Source organism: Vreelandella andesensis (genome assembly GCF_003989795.1).
Classification (GTDB): domain Bacteria; phylum Pseudomonadota; class Gammaproteobacteria; order Pseudomonadales; family Halomonadaceae; genus Vreelandella; species Vreelandella andesensis.
Map to the genome: position 1 here is coordinate 14,685 of NZ_RZHG01000031.1, position 20,969 is coordinate 35,653.

14 protein-coding genes and 3 pseudogenes are annotated in these 20,969 nt (G+C 52.6%); 9 read left to right on the forward strand and 8 right to left on the reverse strand.

Translation table 11 applies throughout. The annotated features are described in order from the left end of the window. The first annotated feature begins 17 nt into the window (after positions 1-17). Both ELY33_RS17340 and ELY33_RS17345 read left to right on the forward strand, forming a co-directional pair. Complete coding sequence (locus tag ELY33_RS17340; RefSeq protein WP_126949164.1) at positions 18-692, forward strand: zinc metallopeptidase; 675 nt, start codon at positions 18-20, stop codon at positions 690-692. Between the two features lie 200 nt (positions 693-892). After that, entirely contained in the window at positions 893-2,005 is a 1,113-nt protein-coding gene (locus tag ELY33_RS17345) for an RNA-guided endonuclease InsQ/TnpB family protein (protein ID WP_126949165.1), read from the forward strand. 157 nt (positions 2,006-2,162) lie between these two features. Here the strand turns inward: ELY33_RS17345 and ELY33_RS17350 are convergent, their stop codons facing one another. The 3 genes and pseudogenes from ELY33_RS17350 to cmoA all read right to left on the reverse strand — a co-directional run bounded on the left by ELY33_RS17350 (position 2,163) and on the right by cmoA (position 4,341). Further along, positions 2,163-2,411 (reverse strand): GlsB/YeaQ/YmgE family stress response membrane protein, encoded by a 249-nt coding sequence (locus tag ELY33_RS17350; RefSeq protein WP_126949166.1) that lies wholly within the window; start codon positions 2,409-2,411, stop codon positions 2,163-2,165. A gap of 187 nt (positions 2,412-2,598) precedes the next feature. Next, positions 2,599-3,596: pseudogene (gene cmoB, locus ELY33_RS17355) on the reverse strand (tRNA 5-methoxyuridine(34)/uridine 5-oxyacetic acid(34) synthase CmoB). Position 3,597: 1 nt separating this feature from the next. Continuing rightward, entirely contained in the window at positions 3,598-4,341 is a 744-nt protein-coding gene (cmoA, locus tag ELY33_RS17360; RefSeq protein WP_126949167.1) for a carboxy-S-adenosyl-L-methionine synthase CmoA, read from the reverse strand. A gap of 114 nt (positions 4,342-4,455) precedes the next feature. Here cmoA and pgi point away from each other — a divergent pair, with 114 nt between their 5' ends. The 5 genes from pgi (at position 4,456) to ELY33_RS17385 (ending at position 12,504) form a co-directional block, all read left to right on the forward strand. Continuing rightward, on the forward strand, positions 4,456-6,150 hold the full coding sequence (gene pgi / locus ELY33_RS17365; protein ID WP_126949168.1) for a glucose-6-phosphate isomerase: 1,695 nt from the start codon (positions 4,456-4,458) through the stop codon (positions 6,148-6,150). A gap of 196 nt (positions 6,151-6,346) precedes the next feature. Next, positions 6,347-8,242, forward strand: a complete 1,896-nt coding sequence (gene parE / locus ELY33_RS17370) for a DNA topoisomerase IV subunit B (protein ID WP_126949169.1) — start codon at positions 6,347-6,349, stop codon at positions 8,240-8,242. A 6-nt stretch (positions 8,243-8,248) separates the two neighbouring features. Then, complete coding sequence (gene parC, locus ELY33_RS17375; RefSeq protein WP_126949170.1) at positions 8,249-10,501, forward strand: DNA topoisomerase IV subunit A; 2,253 nt, start codon at positions 8,249-8,251, stop codon at positions 10,499-10,501. A gap of 3 nt (positions 10,502-10,504) precedes the next feature. Continuing rightward, positions 10,505-11,710 (forward strand): phosphoserine phosphatase SerB, encoded by a 1,206-nt coding sequence (gene serB / locus ELY33_RS17380; RefSeq protein ID WP_126949171.1) that lies wholly within the window; start codon positions 10,505-10,507, stop codon positions 11,708-11,710. Positions 11,711-11,790: 80 nt separating this feature from the next. Next, positions 11,791-12,504 (forward strand): transposase family protein, encoded by a 714-nt coding sequence (locus ELY33_RS17385; protein ID WP_126949172.1) that lies wholly within the window; start codon positions 11,791-11,793, stop codon positions 12,502-12,504. A 99-nt stretch (positions 12,505-12,603) separates the two neighbouring features. On the opposite strand, the gene ELY33_RS17390 is transcribed toward ELY33_RS17385, so the two are convergent. From ELY33_RS17390 to pgaA, 4 genes are read right to left on the reverse strand one after another with little or no spacing between them, the layout of a single operon-like run. Continuing rightward, positions 12,604-12,987, reverse strand: a complete 384-nt coding sequence (locus ELY33_RS17390) for a hypothetical protein (RefSeq protein WP_126949173.1) — start codon at positions 12,985-12,987, stop codon at positions 12,604-12,606. After that, positions 12,977-14,227 carry a poly-beta-1,6-N-acetyl-D-glucosamine synthase gene (gene pgaC, locus ELY33_RS17395; RefSeq protein ID WP_126949174.1) on the reverse strand — a complete coding sequence of 417 codons (1,251 nt, stop codon included), beginning with the start codon at positions 14,225-14,227 and terminating at the stop codon, positions 12,977-12,979. Before pgaC ends, ELY33_RS17390 begins: the two co-directional genes overlap by 11 nt. Continuing rightward, positions 14,224-16,185, reverse strand: a complete 1,962-nt coding sequence (gene pgaB / locus ELY33_RS17400; RefSeq protein WP_126949175.1) for a poly-beta-1,6-N-acetyl-D-glucosamine N-deacetylase PgaB — start codon at positions 16,183-16,185, stop codon at positions 14,224-14,226. The genes pgaC and pgaB overlap by 4 nt, the downstream gene beginning before the upstream one ends. Then, the gene (gene pgaA / locus ELY33_RS17405; RefSeq protein WP_126949176.1) at positions 16,182-18,608 is read right to left on the reverse strand and encodes a poly-beta-1,6 N-acetyl-D-glucosamine export porin PgaA; all 2,427 of its coding nucleotides are present in this window, start codon (positions 18,606-18,608) and stop codon (positions 16,182-16,184) included. Before pgaA ends, pgaB begins: the two co-directional genes overlap by 4 nt. Positions 18,609-19,456: 848 nt before the next feature. On the opposite strand from pgaA, the pseudogene ELY33_RS17410 reads away from it, so the two are divergent. Next, positions 19,457-19,798 (forward strand): annotated as a pseudogene (locus ELY33_RS17410) (RNA-guided endonuclease TnpB family protein); the annotation flags it as partial. Between the two features lie 91 nt (positions 19,799-19,889). Next, positions 19,890-19,988, forward strand: a pseudogene (locus ELY33_RS18415) (phosphoserine phosphatase SerB); the annotation flags it as partial. An 80-nt stretch (positions 19,989-20,068) separates the two neighbouring features. Here the strand turns inward: ELY33_RS18415 and ELY33_RS17420 are convergent. Then, a complete protein-coding gene (locus ELY33_RS17420; protein ID WP_340148144.1) occupies positions 20,069-20,914 on the reverse strand; it encodes a DUF6694 family lipoprotein in 846 nt (281 codons plus the stop codon). Positions 20,915-20,969: the final 55 nt, after the last annotated feature.

The following is a 20,969-nucleotide window of genomic DNA, read 5'->3' on the forward strand; positions in this document are numbered from 1 at the left end:
ATCAGCGGTGAATTGCCATGTTCATTGTGTTAATTGTGTTGGCGCTGGCTATTTTTGTTCTGCCTAACCTTTGGGCAAAGTGGGTATTAAAACGCCACACCCGTGGGCGAGATGACTACCCAGGCACCGGCGCGGAACTTGCAGAGCACCTGTTGCGTCGTTTGGGCGTTGAAGGTGTGAGAGTAGAGCGTACCGAATTTGGCGACCACTACGATCCGGAATCACGTTGCGTACGCCTTACCCCCGACCATTATGATGGCCGTTCGCTGACGGCGGTCACCGTCGCTGCTCATGAGGTGGGGCATGCCATTCAGCATCATGAAGGCTACGCGCCGCTGTTAGCCCGTGGCCGTTTAGTGCAAGTCGCGCAAAAGGCAGAAAAGCTGGGCGCCATTTTAATGATGGCGGCTCCATTTTTGTTTGTGCTGACAAGGCTGCCCGGTGGGTTGGCAGCGATCATCGCCATGGCTGTCATCAGCTTTGGCACCGCCGCCCTAGTACACTTAGTGACGTTGCCCGTGGAATTTGATGCCAGCTTTAACCGCGCGTTGCCGCTGCTTAAAGAGTACGTGCCGCCCTATGATATGCCGGGCGCTCGCCATGTACTTACCGCCTGTGCGTTTACCTACGTTGCTGCTTCGTTGGCCAGCGTGATGAACCTTGGGCGCTGGCTGGTGATTTTGCGGCGTTAAGATTGGCAGGCCCTGATTAAGAACGCAAAAAGCCGCTCAAATAGAGCGGCTTTTATTGTGGTTCGCGGGTTGCGGACGCGTTATCGATAAGCGCGGAATACTCCATCCAAGCCACCGCATTGGGTGGAGATGGATAGCGTGGCGTCCGCAGGACGCCTTGTGTATTGTTATCTTGCATAAATCAGGCTAAATTGTAAGCAATGAAAACCGAACGCGCTTTCAAATACCGCTTTTACCCCACGCCCGAGCAGGCCACCTTGCTGGCGCGGACGTTTGGGTGTGTGCGGTATGTGTGGAACGCAGTGCTGCGCTACCGCACCGATGCGTTCTATGAGCGTCAGAAAAAGGTCGGCTATAACGACGCCAGCGCGTTCTTAACCCAGCTGAAAAAGCAGCCGGACACGGCCTTTTTAGCAGAGGTCAGTTCGGTGCCGTTGCAGCAATGCTTGCGCCATCAGCAAACCGCGTTTAAGCATTTCTTTGCTAAACGGGCGCGGTATCCCAACTTTAAATCCAAGAAACATCGGCAGTCGGCGACCTTTGCCAGTTCGGCGTTTTCGTACCGTGACGGCCAGATCACGCTCGCCAAGTGCAAAGAACCACTTAACATCCGCTGGAGCCGCGAGCTTCCTGCAACGCCCAGCACCGTTACGGTGTCCCAAGATGCCGCTGGCCGCTACTTCATCAGCTGCTTGTGCCAGGTGGATACCGAAGCGCTGCCGATCACACCCCAAATGGCCGGTATCGACCTGGGGCTTAAAGACCTGTTCGTGACCAGTGACGGCAAGCGGGTTAACAACCCCCGCCATACCGCCCGCTATGCCCAAAAGCTAGCGAAGGCGCAACGGCAACTCAGCCGCAAGCAAAAAGGCTCGAATAACCGGGCCAAAGCACGGTTAAAGGTCGCTCGCTGTCACGCCAAGATCGCCGACACGCGACTAGATCATCTTCACAAATTGACCACGCAGCTTATCAACGAGAACCAAGTCATCGCTGCCGAAAGTCTTGCTGTGAAAAACATGGTTAAAAACCGGCATCTTTCCAAAGCCATCAGTGATGTGGGCTGGGGGGAGTTAGTGCGCCAGCTTGAATACAAGGCGACCTGGGCAGGACGCCAGTTCGTCCAGATCGACCGCTGGTACCCAAGCTCGAAACGCTGCCATGGCTGTGGCTATGTGATGGCATCGCTACTGCTGAATGTTCGAACCTGGGATTGCCCAAGCTGCGGCACCCAAGGCATTGACCGTGATGTAAATGCGGCCAGTAATATCTTACAAGCAGGCACCGCGCTGTTAGCCGGTGGTGAGCGTTGAAGTAATACCGAGGGGCACTCGGAAATTAACGCCTGTGGAGTTTGTATAAGACCTGCAATGCCAAGGCATTGCAGGCAACGGACAACGAAGCAGGAAACAGGAAGGCAACGACCTGGGAATCCGCCACTATAATCTCTGATTTAGTGGTCGGAGTATGTCAATTCTTGATCATTCGGTAGCCAGCCAATAGCACCAATGCGCCTACAATGGCGGTGATAAAACTGCCAAAGCTGAAGTCGCCCATGGTACCAAGCCCAACCAGTGAGCCAATCCAGCCGCCTACAAATGCGCCGGCAATACCGAGAAGAATAGTAATGATGAGGCCACCTGGATCTTTACCAGGCATAATCACTTTTGCAATCACACCGGCGATAAGGCCGAACAAAATCCACGCTAAAAAACCCATTTTCACTCCTTGATGTTTTGCAGAGAACTAGTGACGACAAATATGAGCAATGCCGTTACTAGCTGTTTCATTATGAACCAAGCCATTGCTTGGTATGTAATTAAGAACTGTTTCAGTACAACTGCTTTTAACAGAGCTAGCCCTACTTAATTACGACATAGCCGATGTACGACTTAGCCGATGATCATTAGGCCCGATTGGCGATGATTACCGCACGGCGCGGGGCTGGATAGCCTTCAACGGTGAGGGTTGGGTCATCGGGGTCGAGGAAGTCCGCTAGCGATTGGTACGTCATCCAGTCGGTTGAGCGCTGCTCATCAAGGGTTGTGACGGCTTCGTCGACCACGCGCACATTGCTAAAACCACACCGTTCTAGCCAGTGGCACAGTGCTTTTGAAGAGGGTAGGAAGTAGACGTTAGGCATCGCGGCATAGCGTTCGCCGGGCACAAACACGGTTTGTTCATCGCCTTCCACCACCAGTGTTTCTAGTATCAGCTCACCGCCAGGGGCTAGTGCCTCTTTTAATTGCTGCAAGTGCTCAAGGGGCGATGGGCGATGGTAAAGCACGCCCATGGAGAATACCGTATCAAAAAAGCCCAACTTTTCAGGCACATCTTCGATGCCTACCGGCAGGAACTGCGTGCGGCCGCCGTCGGCATCGCCAACGAAGTGGCGGACTGCCTGAAACTGCCAATAAAAGCGTGGTGAAGGGTCGATGACCAGCACAAAGGCCGCGCCTTCACCGGCCATGCGCCAGGCGTGGTAGCCGCTGCCACCGCCAACGTCCAGTACCTTGCGGTACTTAAGCGGCGCAAGGTGTGGGGCGACTCTTTGCCATTTCCAGTCGGAGCGCCATTCGGTGTCAATATCGATGCCGCCCAATCGAAAGGGACCCTTGCGCCAGGGCGACAGTTTGCGCAGCAGGTTAAAACACTGGCGCTTCTGGCTATTGCTCAAAGCAACATCAATGCTCACCGTATCGCTGGCGAGATCAACAAGGCGTTCCTCGGGAAGAATCGGCAGCTTGGCAACGGCTTTCTCCCAAGCAGATAGATCTCCATGGCGCTGGCGGTCTAGCCCGTTGGCCAGCTGTTCTGGTAACTTGGCGAGCCAGGGTGTCAGTGCGGCATCCTGGCTGGCTTGATCTGATAAATCGCGCGATGATCGTCGGGTAACAGCGGCACGTTAGCCCTCCTTAAAGGCGATCAGCGAGGCGAAGTTCAAGTACTGGAACCAAGTCATCGAGCGAGGAAAGCCCGCTTGGGCCAACCGGCCATGCAAGGCATCAAGCGTGTCGGGGATCAGTACGTTTTCCAACGCAGTACGTTTTTGGCTGATTTCCATATCGCTGTAGCCATTAGCGCGTTTAAAGTCATGGTAGCGCTCGACCCGCCAAGCGTTGTCACGCTCATCGGCATCAATGGTTTTTTCCGACAAAATCAGCACGCCGCCCGGTTCAAGGGCATCGTAAAGCCGCTTCAACAGGGCATCGCGATCAGCGGGGGGCAGAAATTGCAGCGTAAAATTAAGAATGATCATGCCGGAAGGTGCATACTCAAGAGCACGTATGTCGGCTTCCTCGACTTGCATGGCGTGATCCGGGCACTCGTCCAAAAAGGTCTGTTTTGCCCTAGCCACCATGGCGGGCGAAAGATCCACACCGGTATAGCGAAATGCGTCGGCGGGGAGTGCACCTGCCAGTGCTAGGCCTGAAGCGCCCAGCGAGCAGCCTAAGTCGTATACATGCGCGCCGTGGCGCAGGTGGCGTTGGGCAATTAAACTCAACATACCGAGGATTTGCCCGTAACCAGGCACCGAACGGCGGATCATATCAGGAAAGCACGCAACGACTTGTTCGTCGAAGGAGAACCTTGCCACCTTATCCAGGGGTGTTGAAAAGATAGCGTCGCGGTAAGATGCATCACTCATGGGCAAGCCAGGATTATTAATAAGGCTGCGTAGTTTACGCGGCCTTGGTTAAGCAGAACAGACCTGTCGATAACAGATTCCTGCTGCACGGAACGACGCCAAAGGAGAGGGCATATGGCTTCAGCAACACGCACAACCCCCGATACGCTACCTGCATGGCAGACGTTGAAGCATCATGCTGAAACGCTGCGGCACGTTCATTTAAAAAATTTGTTTGGTAATGACGATAGTCGCTGGGTGAATTTCACCCGTCAGGTGGCAGGTTTGACCTTGGATCTTTCCAAGCAGCGCTGGGATGATGACACCCTTGAACACTTGTTAGCGTTGGCACATGAAGCGGGAATGCCGGGGGCGATTGATGCACTGCTTAGTGGTAAGCGTGTAAATATCAGTGAAAATCGCCCGGCGCTGCATACCGCCTTGCGCCTACCTGCTGATGCCACGCTTGAAGTAGAAGGCGAAGATGTGGTGGCCACTGTGCATGCGAGCCTTGCACAGATGGAGCGCATGGTGCAGCGATTGCAAGCAGGGCAGTGGCGAGGTGCAACCGGCAAGCCGATTCGCCATGTGGTGAATTTGGGCGTTGGTGGTTCGGATCTAGGCCCGCTAATGGTTACTCATGCGCTGGCAGATTATCGCCCAAAAGAGGGACGCTCATTAGACGTGCATTTTGCGTCTACCATGGATGGCTCTCAGTTAGCGGATTACCTGAGCCGCTTTAATCCAGAAACAACGCTGTTCGTTTTATCGTCCAAGTCGTTTACCACCATCGACACGCTTTCCAATGCCAATACGGCCAAAGACTGGTTGTTAGGGAAGCTCTCCGAGCATGGCGACCTTCCCAGCGCTGCGCCATTAAGTGCAGAATTGATTATTCGCCAACACTTCATTGGCGTGTCGGCGAGCCCTGAAAAAATGAGTGAGTGGGGTATTTCCCCTGACCACCAACTGATGTTCTGGGATTGGGTCGGTGGGCGTTACTCTTTATGGGGCACCATCGGCCTACCTATTGCGCTAGTTGTCGGCATGGATAACTTCCGTGAATTGTTGGCCGGTGCTCATGCAATGGACTGTCACTTCCGTGACGCGCCGATGGAAGAAAATCTGCCAGTTCTGCTGGGCTTAGCCGGCATCTGGAACGTCAATTTCCTGGACATTCGTGCCCACTCGATACTGCCCTACGATGGTCGTTTAGAGTACTTTGCTGCCTATCTTGAACAGCTTGAGATGGAGTCCAACGGTAAATCGGTGACTCGCCAAGGCCATGCGGTGAATTATTCAACTTGCCCAGTGCTGTGGGGGCAGCTTGGCCCCAACGCTCAACACGCCTTTTATCAGTTACTTCACCAAGGCACTCAGCCAGTGGTGTGCGATTTTATTGCCCCGCTGAAGCGTTATGACGAGGTAGAAGACCCTGATACACGCCGCCATTTAAAGGCGCAGCACCGGTTAGCGCTGGCTAACTGTTTTGCACAGTCTCGGGTGCTAATGCTGGGGGATGATGCCCTAGAGGATGAAGGCCCTCGGCCTGAACACAAGCGCTACCGTGGAAACCAACCTTCTACGACGGTGCTGTTGGATAAGCTAACACCGTTTACGTTGGGCGCACTAATTGCCCTGTACGAACATAAGGTATTTGTTCAGGCGGTTATTTGGGATATCAATCCGTTTGATCAGTGGGGCGTTGAGCTGGGCAAAAAAATTGCCACCGACACCCAGGCGATAATTGATGGTACTGGAGATATTTCACGCATGGACGCTTCTAGCCGTGGCTTGATTGAAGCATTTTGGGCGGCAGAGCAGCAATAGCACAGTCACTCGATTTTCATGGCTGGATATACAGTTTTTTCGTTTTCCGCTATCCTGTGCTCTTTTGTAAGCCGCCAGCGACCCATTTAAGTACTTCTAGTCTAAGTATTTCTAGTGTAAGTACTTCTAGTTTCGTACTTCTAGTTTAAGTACCCAGAGCGGCTGCTAGCGATATTTTTTTAGGAACCGACGTTACATGACCCAGTTTGATGCCTCCCAGTACGGCGCGAGTTCCATTGAAGTCCTGTCAGGACTCGAGCCGGTACGTAAGCGTCCCGGTATGTACACTGACACCTCACGGCCTAACCACCTCGCTCAAGAGGTCATTGATAACAGTGTTGATGAAGCCCTCGCTGGACACGCCTCGGCGATTAGCGTGGTATTGCATAGTGACGGTGCCATCGAAGTGCAGGATAACGGCCGTGGCATGCCGATCGATTTGCACCCCGAACATGGCGTGTCGGGTGTCGAGCTAATCTTTACCAAGCTCCATTCTGGAGGGAAGTTTTCTGCCACCAGCTACCGTTTCTCGGGTGGCTTGCATGGGGTTGGCGTATCAGTCGTTAACGCCTTATCGCGCCGTTTAGATGTGGAAGTTACCCGTAATGGCGCGCGCCATGCCATGGCCTTTGAATTCGGCGAAAAAGTAGAAGAGCTTCATGAGATTGGCAAAGCACCCAAAAAAGCGACGGGCACTCTCGTTCGTTTCTGGCCAGATGAGAGCTACTTCGACAGCCCAAAACTTGCCCTTTCAAAATTAAAACACTTGCTACGCGCCAAGGCCGTATTATGCCCTGGGTTGGCCGTTACGCTGGTAGAGCCTGACGGCACCAAGACAGAATGGGCCTATGCTGATGGCCTGCGGGACTACCTAGCTGAAGCTACCGATGGCTATGAGGTGGTGCCGAACGAACCCTTTGTTGGCCATTTTAGCGACGACGAGCATGGCGTTGACTGGGCGATTCAATGGTTACCCGAAGGCGGCGAGGCGCTGCTGGAAAGCTACGTGAACCTGATTCCCACACCCCAGGGCGGCACTCATGTTAATGGTTTCCGTTCAGGGTTGTTGGAGGCGCTGCGGGAATTCTGTGAATACCGCAGCCTGTTGCCTCGCGGCATCAAGCTTACCGCCGATGATTTGTGGGAGCGGGCCTCTTTTGTGCTGTCGGTTAAAATGCTTGACCCTCAGTTTGCCGGGCAGACCAAAGAGCGGCTTTCTTCACGCACGATTGCGGGCTTTGTGTCGGGGGTGATGAAAGACGCGTTCTCGTTATGGCTCAACCACCACATCGAACAGGCCGAACAGCTGGCTGAAATGGTGATCAGCGCCGCCCAGCAGCGTCAGAAAAAGTCCAAAAAAGTTGCCCGTAAAAAAGTCACTTCCGGCCCTGCATTGCCTGGCAAACTCGCCGACTGTTCTGGCCAAGACCCTGCGCTCAGCGAGCTGTTTTTAGTTGAGGGCGACTCAGCAGGTGGTAGTGCTAAACAGGCGCGCAACCGTGAAACACAAGCCATTCTTCCGCTGCGTGGAAAAATTCTAAATACGTGGGAAGTCGATACCCATGATATTTATGGTTCTCAGGAAGTCCACGATATCGCCGTGGCCATTGGTGCCGACCCCGGTAGCGCGGATCTTGAAAAGCTGCGCTATCACAAAGTCTGCATCTTGGCTGATGCCGACTCTGATGGTTTACATATTGCCACGCTGCTGTGTGCATTGTTTGTAAAGCATTTCCCCAGCCTAGTGGATGCCGGGCACGTGTTCGTTGCCATGCCGCCGCTTTATCGCATCGATTTAGGTAAAGAAGTGCACTACGCCCTGGATGAGAGCGAAAAAGCCGCCATTCTCAAGCAGCTGGCGAAAAAGCGTGGCACGCCCAACGTTCAGCGATTTAAAGGCTTGGGTGAAATGAGCCCGCTACAACTGCGTGAAACCACCATGGCAGTGGAAACTCGGCGTCTGGTTCAGCTAACGCTTGAAGAGGGCGATGGGACCCTGGAAATGATGGATATGTTGCTGGCTAAGAAGCGTGCAGGCGACCGCAAAAAGTGGCTGGAAAATTACGGCAACCTCGCAGATATTGAGATATAACTCCCGATGACCATCGATATTCAAGTAGCGGAGGGTGACGTCGAAAGACTGTCCCTGCGCGATTACACCGAAAAAGCGTACCTCGACTACTCGATGTACGTCATTTTAGACCGCGCCTTGCCCAACATTGGTGATGGGATGAAACCCGTGCAGCGGCGCATTATATATGCCATGCGCGAACTGGCCCTGCATGCCAATGCCAAGTACAAAAAGTCGGCGCGTACCGTCGGTGATGTGCTGGGTAAGTTTCACCCCCATGGCGACAGCGCTTGTTACGAAGCGATGGTGCTAATGGCACAGTCGTTCAGCTATCGCTACCCGCTGGTGGATGGGCAGGGTAACTGGGGTAGCCCTGATGACCCCAAATCTTTTGCTGCTATGCGTTACACCGAGGCCAAGCTTTCTAAGTTTGCCGAAGTACTGCTCAGCGAGTTAGGCCAAGGCAATGTAGATTGGACCCCTAACTTTGATGGCACGATGCAAGAGCCGGTTGTCCTGCCAGCGCGTTTGCCTCATGTACTGCTCAACGGCGGTACGGGCATTGCGGTCGGGATGGCAACGGATATCCCGCCGCACAACGTGTCTGAAGTGGTCGAGGCGACGTGTCATTTGTTGCGCAACCCAGAGGCGAGCACCGTCGACCTGATGGCGTTCGTGCCCGCGCCTGACTTCCCCACGGATGCCGAAATCATCACGCCGACAGAAGACCTGCGAAAGCTCTATGAATGTGGACGCGGTTCGGTCAAGCTGCGCGCCCGCTATGTGCGTGAAGAGGCCAATATCGTGATTACCGCTGTGCCTTATCAGGTCAGCGGTGCCAAGGTGTTAGAGCAGATCGCCGCGCAAATGCAGGCCAAAAAGCTGCCGATGGTGGCCGACCTGCGCGATGAGTCGACCCATGAAGAGCCTACTCGTCTAGTGATTGAGCCGCGCTCTAACCGCGTGGATGTTGAATCGCTAATGGCGCATCTGTTTGCTACCACGGACTTAGAAAAGAACGTGCGGGTGAACATGAACGTGATTGGCCTGGATGGCCGACCCCGCGTGATGCCGCTACCCGATATGCTGAGCGAGTGGCTGCGCTTTCGTCGCGCGACGGTGCGCCGCCGCTTAGAGCACCGCTTAGGCAAAGTCGAAGACCGCCTGCATATTTTGGAAGGCTTATTAACGGCTTACCTCGATCTTGATGAAGTGATTCGTATCATTCGTGAAGAGGATGAACCTAAGCCTGCGTTGATCGCTGCGTTTAGTCTTTCTGAACGTCAAGCTGAAGCGATTCTAGAATTACGGTTGCGCCATCTTGCCAAGCTGGAAGAGATGAAGATTCGTGGTGAGCAGGATGCGCTTGAGAAAGAGCGTAAGTCGCTGCAAGGCCTACTAGGCAGTGAAGCTAAGCTGACCACCTTAATTGAAAAAGAAATCCGCGCAGCGGGAAAAGAGCACGGTGATGCACGTCGCTCGCCACTGGTCGAGCGCAGCGAAGCGAAAGCGCTCTCTGAAGTAGAGCTATTAGGCGCCGATCCGATTACCGTCGTTTTATCTGAAAAGGGGTGGATTCGTTCTGCAAAAGGCCATGATATCGACCCTGAAGGGCTCTCCTACAAAGCCGGCGATAGTTTTCAGCTGGCGGCTCGCGGAAAAACCAACCAGCCCCTGGTGCTGTTAGACGATACGGGGCGCGCTTATACGCTGTCCGCGCATAATTTGCCCAGCGCCAGAGGTCAGGGCGAACCGGTTACCGGGCGCGCCAACGTGTCGGCTGGCGCGCGAATGGCAGGACTAATGCTGGCACCGCCCACTAGGCGTTATGTATTAGCCAGCGACGGAGGCTATGGTTTTGTCGCCCAGCTTGAAGCCCTTACCGGCAAGAATAAAGCGGGTAAAGCAGTACTCAGCTTGCCGAAAGGTTGCAGCGTCATGGCCCCCGTTGAGGTGCCTGATGGCGAAAATCTTTGGGTGGCGTCGGTTTCCAACGAAGGCAGGTTGTTGCTGTTTCCGCTGGATCAGTTACCTGAGATGGCCAAAGGGAAAGGCATTAAAATGCTCGATATTCCTGGTCCACGTGCGTCACGTCGTGAAGAGTTTGTACGTGATATTGCCGTTGTAGCAGACAGCGGTGAGCTTATTATTCATGCTGGTAAGCGTAAGCTAACCTTAAAGGCCGACGATCTCGCGTATTATCGCGGTGAACGCGGTAGGCGAGGCAGCAAATTGCCTCGCGGTTTCCAAAAAGTAGATTGTTTAGAGGAGGGGGAGTAAGTCATGGCAACGCGTTATTTGATTCGTGCGACGGGGGTGGCCCGCCCAGGCCAGCTAGCTGGCCTGGGCAAGGCATTGGCAGCGGGTGGCGCTCGGCTGTTAGATATTAATCAAAGCGTGACGTTTGGCATGCTCTCTTTAGAAATACTGGTGGGACTTGAGCACGACAGTGCTTTGGAAGCCGCCCTAAGCGAAGCAGGGGATACGCTAGATTTAGACGTACAGGCCATTGCGGTGAGTGGCGACGATTATCAGCGTTGGAGCGAACAGGCCAGCCAACCAAGGCTGATCTTAAGTCTGCTAGCCCCCAAGCTGCCTGCCGGTATTTTAGCTGAAGTGGGTGCGCTGACCGCTGAGTTTGGTCTCACCGTTGAACTAATTCACCGTCTTTCAGGCCGCGAATCACTTGAAGGCAACTCGCCTGCTAATGGTGCTTGCGTCGAGTGTTGGCTTAGAGGAAGCGATGCAGAGCTAGAATCTCTTCGCGAAAAGGCCCTAGCGCTGGGTGCCCAGCAGGGTGTCGATATTGCGATTCAAGAGGACACTATTTGGCGTCGGCATCGTCGCTTAGTATGTTTTGATATGGACTCTACTCTGATCAAAGCCGAGGTAATTGATGAGCTAGCCCGCCGTCATGGGGTCGGCGACGAAGTTGCCGAAGTGACCGAACGAGCGATGCGAGGCGAGCTGGATTTTCAAGAGAGCTTCCGCGAGCGTATGAGTAAGCTAGCCGGTTTGGACGAGTCGGTCTTGAAGGAGATTGCCGCCGAGCTGCCATTAATGGATGGCGTTGAACGGTTAATGGCGAACTTAAAGCGTTTTGGTTATCGCACGGTGATTCTGTCAGGAGGCTTTACTTACTTTGCTCGTCATCTTCAAGATAAGCTCGGCTTTGATGAAATCTACGCCAACGAGCTGGTGATTGAAAATGGCAAAGTAACAGGTGAAGTAAAAGAGCCGATTGTTGATGCACAGCGCAAAGCCGACCTTTTAGAGCAGATTGCGCTACGGGAAGGTTTTACCTTAGCGCAGACCATTGCCGTTGGCGATGGTGCCAACGATCTTAAAATGCTGGCGAAAGCGGGACTTGGGATCGCGTTTCGTGCCAAGCCTGTTGTGCGCGCGCAAGCTCGCCAAGCAATTTCAACGTTGGGAATTGATGCAGTGCTGTATTTAATCGGTTATCGAGAAGCAGATTTAATCGATTGATTGATCAATATGCGCGTCAAATCTCGTACCTTTTAGTGTGAGGAGGATAACGCGAGGCGCGCAGCGCAAGGCTATCGCAAATGAATTGGACTTATTGTCTCGCGAGCATTCATTCTGGAAGCATTAAAGCTTGCTTCATCAGAGAGAAACCATGCTCATCGAAACGTCGTTTTGATAGCCTTTCTGATCCCAAAGGCAGCAACTCCCGTTTTCCCTTAAACGAGACCTTATTCATTGTCCTCTGCGTCGTCATCAGCGGCGCAGAAGATTGTTCAGATATAGCGCTACTCGCACGTTCAAAAACAGATTTTTTGGGTCGGTTTTTCTCACTTCCGCACGGGACGCCAAGTTACGATACGTTCAGCCGCGTTTTTAGACACCTAGATCCACAGGTCTTTCATAAGCGGTTTTTGACGTTCATGTCAGACGTTGCCGCCAATATAAAAGGTGTCGGGCCTAGGATGGTAAATATCTTAGGCGCGCTTATGACCATGTCGATGAACAACCACCACTACACCTTGTCAATGACTGGGCGGTGGAGCAACGTCTGGTATTGTGACAGCTTGCGGTCGATAAAAAGTCAAACGAAATCACAGCTATTCCCAATTTACTTGAGTGGTTGTCGTTATCGGAGTGACGAGAATCGGCTTGGCATTGTCGGGCAGTATCTTGGCCAGGGAGGCCAGCAAGTACGTCTCACAATGTTGGCAGCCATTTTTATGATGCACCTTCTCGAAGAAATGCTTGGCGTGAATCAGGGGAGTGATGAGGTCAACAGAGTATGCAAGAACTGATGGGATTGCATTGGTCTCTTTGGGCATATTGTTTGTTTGACAATGAAAAACATGTCGACTCATGCAGGTTTTTTTATCATATCGTTGTGATTTAATAGTCTATTTTTGTGGGGTTCGCCAAGATTTGCTCACAGTTTGGTTTTCTACGGGGCCTTCTATTTCGTTATCCAGGCCAAGCGTTGGCTGCTGGAAGTGGCGCAGCTGGCGCTTTACGTAGCTGGTATGAAGGTACTTATTGTATACGGCCCAGCAGTGAAACGTCAGGAAGGTGACGAGAAAACCGATCAGTACTATCTTAATCATAACCGAACCGATCAGCTGCTCAATAATGGCTTCTTCCACGATAAAGAACATGTATAGCTTGGCCGCCACCAGACCCCACAGTGCCAATGTGGCGAGTGTGATTAAGAAGTCGCGGATTCGGTAATCCCAGCTTTTCTGGCAAGGGTTGTTGATGATGACGGGCACAAGTTTATTGTTCATGAAATTGCTCTCCTCGGTCAGGGCTGGTCCAGGTGGCGTGCCTTCCTTTTTGGCGCATCATTGCTTTGGGAAAGGCGATAGCGACGGTGGCCATATTGATGATCCAATAGGCGAATGGGTACCAGATACTCCAGTAAACACAGCGGAATATCTCTTTGTCGTAGCGACTGTCGATATAAAAACTGACGGTAAACTGAACGAAGCTAATGGCGATCATAATGCTGCCAAAATAGGAGAGCAGCTTTGCGGTGATGGGCCATGCTATGGGTACAAAGAGCTGAGAAATCAGCCAGAACAGTGCCAGGATGATAACGGAGTAGCACCATATCACGCTGATGATATATTCCAGCATGAGCAGCCAGAACCGGCGATTTTTCAAGCGAATAGTTTGCGAAAAGTAGCGTAGAAAAACTTCGCCGCCACCTTGCGCCCACCTCAGTCGTTGCTTGTAGAGACCGCGCAGAGTTTCTGGCATTAGCACCCAGCACATGGCTCTGGGTTCGTAACGTACTTGGCCACCTGCCAGTTGCAAGCGCCAGCTCACATCAATATCTTCGGTGATCATGTCGGTGTTCCAGCCACCGATTTCCTTAAGTGCTTTACGCTGAAAGGCGCAGATGACGCCTGAAATGGTAAACACCATTCCATAGATGCGCTGGGCGCGTTTTATTAGGCCGATGATGGCGGAAAACTCGCCGGTTTGTATTTTGCCAATGGCTGTGGAGCGGGTTCTAACCCGTGGGTTACCTGTGACCCCACTGACCTTGGGGCTACTCATGAAGTGGCCAACCATATAGCCGATGGCGTCGTAATCGAGTATGGCGTCGCCATCAATCCCTACAATAATTTCGCCGTTGGCATAGCTTAAACCATTATTCATGGCGCTGGCTTTGCCTTGGTTGGGCTGGTGCAGCACCTTTAACGTTGGATAGATCAGAGCCAAGGCATCCAGCTTGCTTGCGGTATCATCCTTACTGCCGTCGTTGATGGCGATAACGTCCATGTAAGGATAGTTCTGCTTGAACAAGTGGTGAATTGTCTCGTCAACATTTGCTCCTTCGTTATAGCAGGGCAGTAGAACGGTTACCTTTGGAGCATCTTCATCCCAGCTAAAAGTAGCCGGCCACGGCTGCTTACGTTCCCAATGAACGTAGAAGTAAATGCCACCACAAATCCATATCGTCGCCATTAAGCTTGGGTAGCCGAGGGTGAAGATAGCCAAGGAGTCGAGTATGTTCATGGTGTTACCCTAAAACGACGTGCGATAGAGAAAACCGGCCTTAACACGTTGATGTCGGGATGATTTTGATGAAAATCGTCTGGATAATAACCAATGTGCTTTATGCCTTCTTCGCGCAATATTCGCACCCATTCGGCCATTTCTTGACTGGGAATCGGGGTTTGGGTGCGCCAATTCAGTGCTTGCAGCTCGAAGACCAATTGGTCTGCACTCACCTGTGCGAGTGAGCGCTTTGCGAGCGATCGCAGCCACTCATTGGGGTTGTCCGCTTCTTCCATGTAGGGCATGGCCATCACGGCAACATAGTCGTAACCATTGGCGAAATTTTGGATGTCTTGAGCAAACCACTGCTGACTGCGCGGCTCCATAATCGTTGCGGCATAGAGGTTGCGAGACGTGGTGAACTCTTTGTTGTCGGCTTGGCGATAGTAGTTAGCCGCCTGCACCAGCACCGCTGTGAAGTCGGTTAGGTACTCCGTCCTAAAGCGGGTCCACGCGGTCATCAGGTTATCGTCGCTGCGAATCGCGTCGATATCTGGTGGCAATGACGCGTGCTCATACGCCGCCAAGGCTTCAGGATTGGCATCTTCAAAGTCGGTAAAGAAGGCGTCATCGTGAAACAGCAACCCATCAAATTTCGTCAGTCGGCCAACGTCTTGGTAGATTTCGCGAATAATGCGGCGATTCTCTTCCACATAAGGTGACAGCCGGCGATATTGCTCAGGCGACTCCGCGCCGGTTCTTACATCGGTGACGTAGCGATAATCAGGCCCTAAATCAAATGACAACACCGGCATCCAGGCGTACACCTTCACATTGGCACGCTTTTTTAACTGCCAAGATACACGGTTGAAAAGATCGGCTCTTACCGGTAAGTGGCGGTTGGGGAAGTAAAGGGCATCGGCCACGCCGTCACCATCTGGGTCGGCATAGGCTTGTAGGTAAACAGTGCCAACGCCGAAGCGGAAAATGCGCTCAATTAGCCTGTCGAGGTTTAGCTCTTGCTGGACGGGATCAACGTCGTACACATAATCGAGATCGATATGCACGATGCGTAGTTCTTCTGTCTCCCACAAGCGGTTGGAGAGAATCTCCTCAATCGTTTGCAGGCTGGTTTCCTGATCGATAAGGTAGCGATTCATGCTGCGCATAGGGTCGTGAAGCTGGTTAGGTCCACTGAGTAAGCTGAAGGTGTACTGCATACCATATTCGGCGGCAATATCAAGTGTTGCTTCGCTGTAAGCGCCGTAGGGCCACACCATAATGTGGGAGGGGCGGCCCAAGTGCTGTTCAAATAGCTGTTTTGTTTTTGCCATATCTTGGCGAATCCGCACAAGGTAGTCCGCTTCGCTCTCGTAGCCATCTCGCGGGTTCCATATGCTGGTTACTGCAGCGGCTTGTTCATTGCCCATCGGGTTTCCGATAACGCCGTAGTGGAGGTTGTAGGTGTGAGAAGCGATCTCCACCAGCGGCGATTCGTCTAGCGTTTTGACTTGCTCCCAGGTCAAAAAGCGTTCGCGAGGAAGGGTGATGCTGCCATAAGGCACCTGTTCGCCGGGGGACACGTTTAACCAACTTCCTACTACGGCTTGTACGGCGGGAAAGTCGTACAGTTTGAGCAGCGGAAAGACGATATCGTAGAAGCTTCGATAGCCGTCATCGAAGGTCAGCAGTACGGCTTTTTCCGGCAATGGTTCTGCACCTGCTTTGGCGTCAATGATCTGCTGCAAGCTCACAGGCTTGTAGCCACTCACGGCAATCAGATTAAAGTGTTCAATTAACCGATCGCGCGTGATGGTCTGCGAATAGATATCTAAATCGGGAGTGACAGAAAAATCCACCACATCGTGGTAGCTGATCACCACGTAGTCATCCGTTGAGCGTGCGGCTTGGACCTGCTGAATATTGATGATAGCCAACAAAGCTGCGCTCAATGCAACGACGCGCCAGAGTGTCATAGGAATCTCCATACAAAACCGGCTGAAATAACGTTGTCATATTCGGGAACACCGTCGTAAACAGCTCTTTCGCGGGTAATGCCGTACTGTAAGCTCACGGTGGGGGCTAACTCCCAACTATGCTGGTAACCCAGCGACCAGGTGTTTTCACTGTCGTAATCCTCTTGCCAATAACGGCCTGAACCTAGCGAAACGCTTTGGATAAAGGACTGTCGATAATCAAACGGGGTCCCGTAATTAACGGACAGAACGCCCGCTAAGCTGGCATCGCGTTTCGGATTGAAATAGCTGGCTTCAACCTCGTCATTGCGCGAAGCAGACCCTTGCACTGCAGCGTTAATCTGCCAGCGGTCCAGGTGATAAAGCGTTTGATTCCAGTAGCCATAAACCGATTGGCGTAGATTGCTGTCGTCAAAGTCGGTGGCCATTACACCGATGGCACCGGCACCGCGCTCGTCATGACGGTAGGTCAGCTCACCCCGGTAGCGGTCAGCGTTGATGCCATCGCGCAGCGCTCGTAGCGGAGTGTCGGTAGTGTTAAGTTCAACACCAGCCGTTGCGGTTACATGATCTGATGCGGCGTAACGCAGTTCTGCCATGGCAAGAAAGTCTTCGTTGAGCTGTGACCCGTGACCCGCTGCTAGGGTTACCATAGCGGGGTATAGGTTCCATTCGTAGCCCGCTACGTTATAGGAGGCATAGAGGTTCTCATCTTCAAACGCACCAAACTGCCCGATTCGTTGGGCGAAGGGGCGGGAGCCGCTATCGTTGCGGGGCCCCTCCAGGAGCACTTCATAGCGCCACTCCTTTGAGGCTTGAGCGCCGCTGCCTTGCCCTTCACTTCGCTCAAATGAACTGTTCAACTGAGGCGCGCGGAGTTCGCGCCACTCTCGGGCCATATCATCCCGCGATGCGCTTGGACTTGCTTGTGCAATTTCTCTAGCGATCTCGGTGGTGGTGCCTTTCCACTGGCCATGCTGTAAGCGAGAAAGCAGTACGCCATGCTGAGCAGCTTCCTGTCGGTCGGGTGGCAGTAATGGTGTTGCTTGCTGATAAGACGCTTCGGCTTTTCTCGGCCAACCCCTGTCGCGTTCGATATGTCCTTTAGTTAGCCATAAGTAGGGTTCAGCTGGCGCTTGCGCCTGATAGGTGGCGAGACGCTCACTGGCTTCGTCATTACGCCCTCGCCAGGCATCCAGCAGCACTTCTAGCAGCAATACCTTCTGATAGTTAGGGTTTTCGATACGCAGGGTTTGAGTGAAATCCAGGCGCTCTTCTGGCTCACTGGCAATCCACTCCTTGAGCAATCGATCAGCATCGCGAAAACGCTGGGCGTCGGCATAGCTGTAAAATAGCCCCTCATAAAGAGGATCATCAGGATTAGTCGCTAGCGCAGGGGATTGCCGAATCAGGTTTTCGTAGAGTTCGATGGCTTCATTGGGGCGCCCCATTCCATTAAGTGCATGGGCTCTGGCGCGATCCACGTAGCTGGGTAATCGCCCGTGCTGTTTTTCGAGCCTCGTCGCGAGCGCTTCAGCTTCGGAAAAGCGCCTCAATTGGGCCAGCGCTACCACTTTGTCGTACTCGGCAATGGTGACCAGTTCTTCGGGCGCATCGTCGGCACGTAGTACGCTATTCAACTGTTCTAAACCGCTGTTGACTCTTGAAGGCTGATCGGTATGAATACCCAGACGTATGTCGGTTACCCCTTCATAGTAGGTCAGCCATAGGCGATCACTTGCACTAAAGGCGTCTGGGTTGCTTTGCATAATGCCGTTTGCTGCAGCGCTTGCGCCTAGGCCTACCGCTAACCGATACAGCGCATGCAGCTCACCTGTGTTGTCAGGGTTTTGCGCTAGGAGTGCTTGCCGAGCACTCAGCTCTTGTATGGCATCTGAGGTCACCGACGCCAAGTAGCCCCTCGCTTCTAGGCCTGCCGTGGTGGTGCCAGCCACTTGGTTGTACTGCTGAAGGGATATGCCCGCCAGGGTATAGTTGCCCATGTCGGTATGGATCAACGCTTGGCCAAGCCATCCATCTGCATTGGAAGAGTCGCGGTAGGTGAGCATCCGGAAGAGTTCCAGTGCATGCTGGTATTTACCCGCACTGCGCGCGGCACCGGCTAGGTTGGTTAGTTCGGAATCACTGTAATTTTCTATTTGGCACCAGGTGCAAATTGTCAGCGCTTCCTGATGGCGATCGGCGCGCACTAACAGTGCCACCAAATCTTCGCGAACACGAAGATCACGGGTTTGGTAATAAAGTGTCTTTAAACCTTCGATTGATGTTTCCAGAGTTCCTTGGCGTGCTTGGATAACCAGTGCTTCGCGCTGCGCGTTAGTAGTAGTTTGCCCATGCGCCACGCCCGCCGTTAGGCTGACGAGCAGGCAAATCGACAGTAGGACGTTAGAACGATTATACATGGTAGTATTTTTACCCTGGATACTGATACTAATGACAATAGTTTTGTAACCAAAATGTACTTTTAGCTTATAGAAATACTTTGGGTAAAAAATCACATTAAAATGTGAATTTGGAAAGGATCTTTATCATGGAAAGAGGTGAAGAAATTAATCTAAACATCATGAATCTGGGCCTTATATTCATGAGTTTAAGTGGTACCGTTGAGTACTTATTAAAAATTAATCACGCATTCAGTTCCCTGGATTCATAGAATCCATAGCCTCCGAGTAAGCGATGGATTTCATCGCAAGGCGATCAAACGAAGGTAGGTACTCATGTATAATTAAACGCATTTTATCGGTCGCCACAGAATTTCGATCAGACTACCTTGATTACGCATAAGGCTTGCGCCCTGACTTCCCCCTGCAGACTCGCTTTAAGCAACTCCCAAAGTGGCCAGAGCACAGCGCTGGGCTGGTGAGACCGAGGCCATTCCAGTCCCAAGCGTCATATGGATAGCACGTTCCGGTGCCGGATAGTGTTTCTCTGGTAGTGCCGCTGTTGCCCGCTAGCTCGAATGTACAGTCCAACTACCATCATGACGATATTGGCCAGCATCGCGATCAGCAGCAGGATTTCTATCCATTTGCTTTGACAAGACTGGTGCATTCCGAAGCCCAACCCGAAGAAGGGACTTTTGATGTCACGGAAACCTTCTTTAATCTGCATGCACTGTTGGTAGAGTGTGGTGGATCTTCTCGAAGATCGGCAGCGATCGACTGGCAAAGGGGACCACCGCGCGCAGTAAAAATTGCCGACCGCAGTCATCGATCGGCAATCATTCCACCAAAATCAGCGGACGCGTGGTGTGGCCGATCAGCGCCGCGATGCTACCCATAAACTCTCCACGCAGCTTATTCACGAGAACCAAGTTATTGTTGCCGAAAGTTTACAGATCAAAAACCTGCTCAAAAACCACTCACTGGCCAAGGCCATCAGCGACGTGGGCTGGCATCAGCTTACCCAACAACTGGCGTATAAGGCGGAGCGGTGTGGACGCGATGTCGTCCAGATCGACAAGTGGTATCTCCACTCGAAACGCTGCTTTCACTGTTGTCATATCACCGGCAAAATGTTGCGCAACGTGTGCACCTGGGATTACCCGAGTTGCGCCACCCAAGGCAATGACCGCGATGTGAACGCTGCTTGCAACATTTTGCAAGCGGGCAAAGCGTTTCTGGCGGGCGCTGGCAAGCTCCGCCAGCATGAAAAGACTACCGTGGGGCTCACGGGAATTTTAGCCCGTTGTGTGTGCGCAAGCTCGCCAAGCAATTTCAACGTTGGGAATTGATGCAGTGCTGTATTTAATCGGTTATCGAGAATCAGATTTAATCGATTGATTAATAGCGCTGCCAAGTAAGTGGACGGGCGGTGCCTAGCATCGCCTTTATTCAGTACCGCCGAATCAGCACCGTTAGCATTAGCCGTCTGGTTGTTGAGTAGCGTGAGCGTTAATACCGCCATATTCGGCACGCAGCGCTTTTAGTTTAGCGGTTTCATTGTCGCTAAGCGGTGGCGAATCCCAGAGAGGCTCATCTTGCGCGTCATTTATCCCCTGTAGGGTTAAGGTAAGTTGCGTATTGCGGGGAATCTGGTTATTCCCCCAGGGGCCAAAACGGTTGGGTGCAAGACTCCACTGCGCGGTTTCGCCCGGAGCTAGGCCGCCAGCGATAACATAGTAGAACGTCTCATCGACCCACGGTGTTTCGCGGTCTGGGCTGGTCAATGTGCCATGCAAAAATAGTTCTGAAATGACCTCATCGGAGCCATTGGTTACCTGAAGGTCAATGACAGGTTCAAATGCACCGTAGGGGCTGGTGCTGATGTAATAATCGGCATTTTCAATGCTTACCTGGGCGCGTTGCTGTTGATCGTGTACAGCGCTAGCCTGTTTAGTTTCCAGACGATCAAGCGTTTGCAGTGCCTGCTCGCGCTCCCGAGCGCGACGTTCGCGTAACATTTTGTCAGCCCGATCTATAATCTCATCGCCCGTTAGCCCATGCATGTAGGCATTCGCTGATTCAGCAATTTCGGCGGCATTCATTCGTCCGGCATTGAGTAAATCGATGCCGCTAAACGATGACATGGCAATGATCGTTAATGCTTGATCGAACTCATCACGCTTGTAGGTAGGGAGTGAATTACGCACTTTCTCAACAGAGACAACGGCAGCAGGCATTGAGCTTGTGTCTATTTTGGGGTCTGAGCAACCCGCTATCATCAACGTGGTCAATGACAGTGCCGATAACCTAAGCAGGCTCCACATAGAATTACCTCAAAACAGGCTAACAAAACGCAAGGAGCTTACCGGAAAGTGTCGC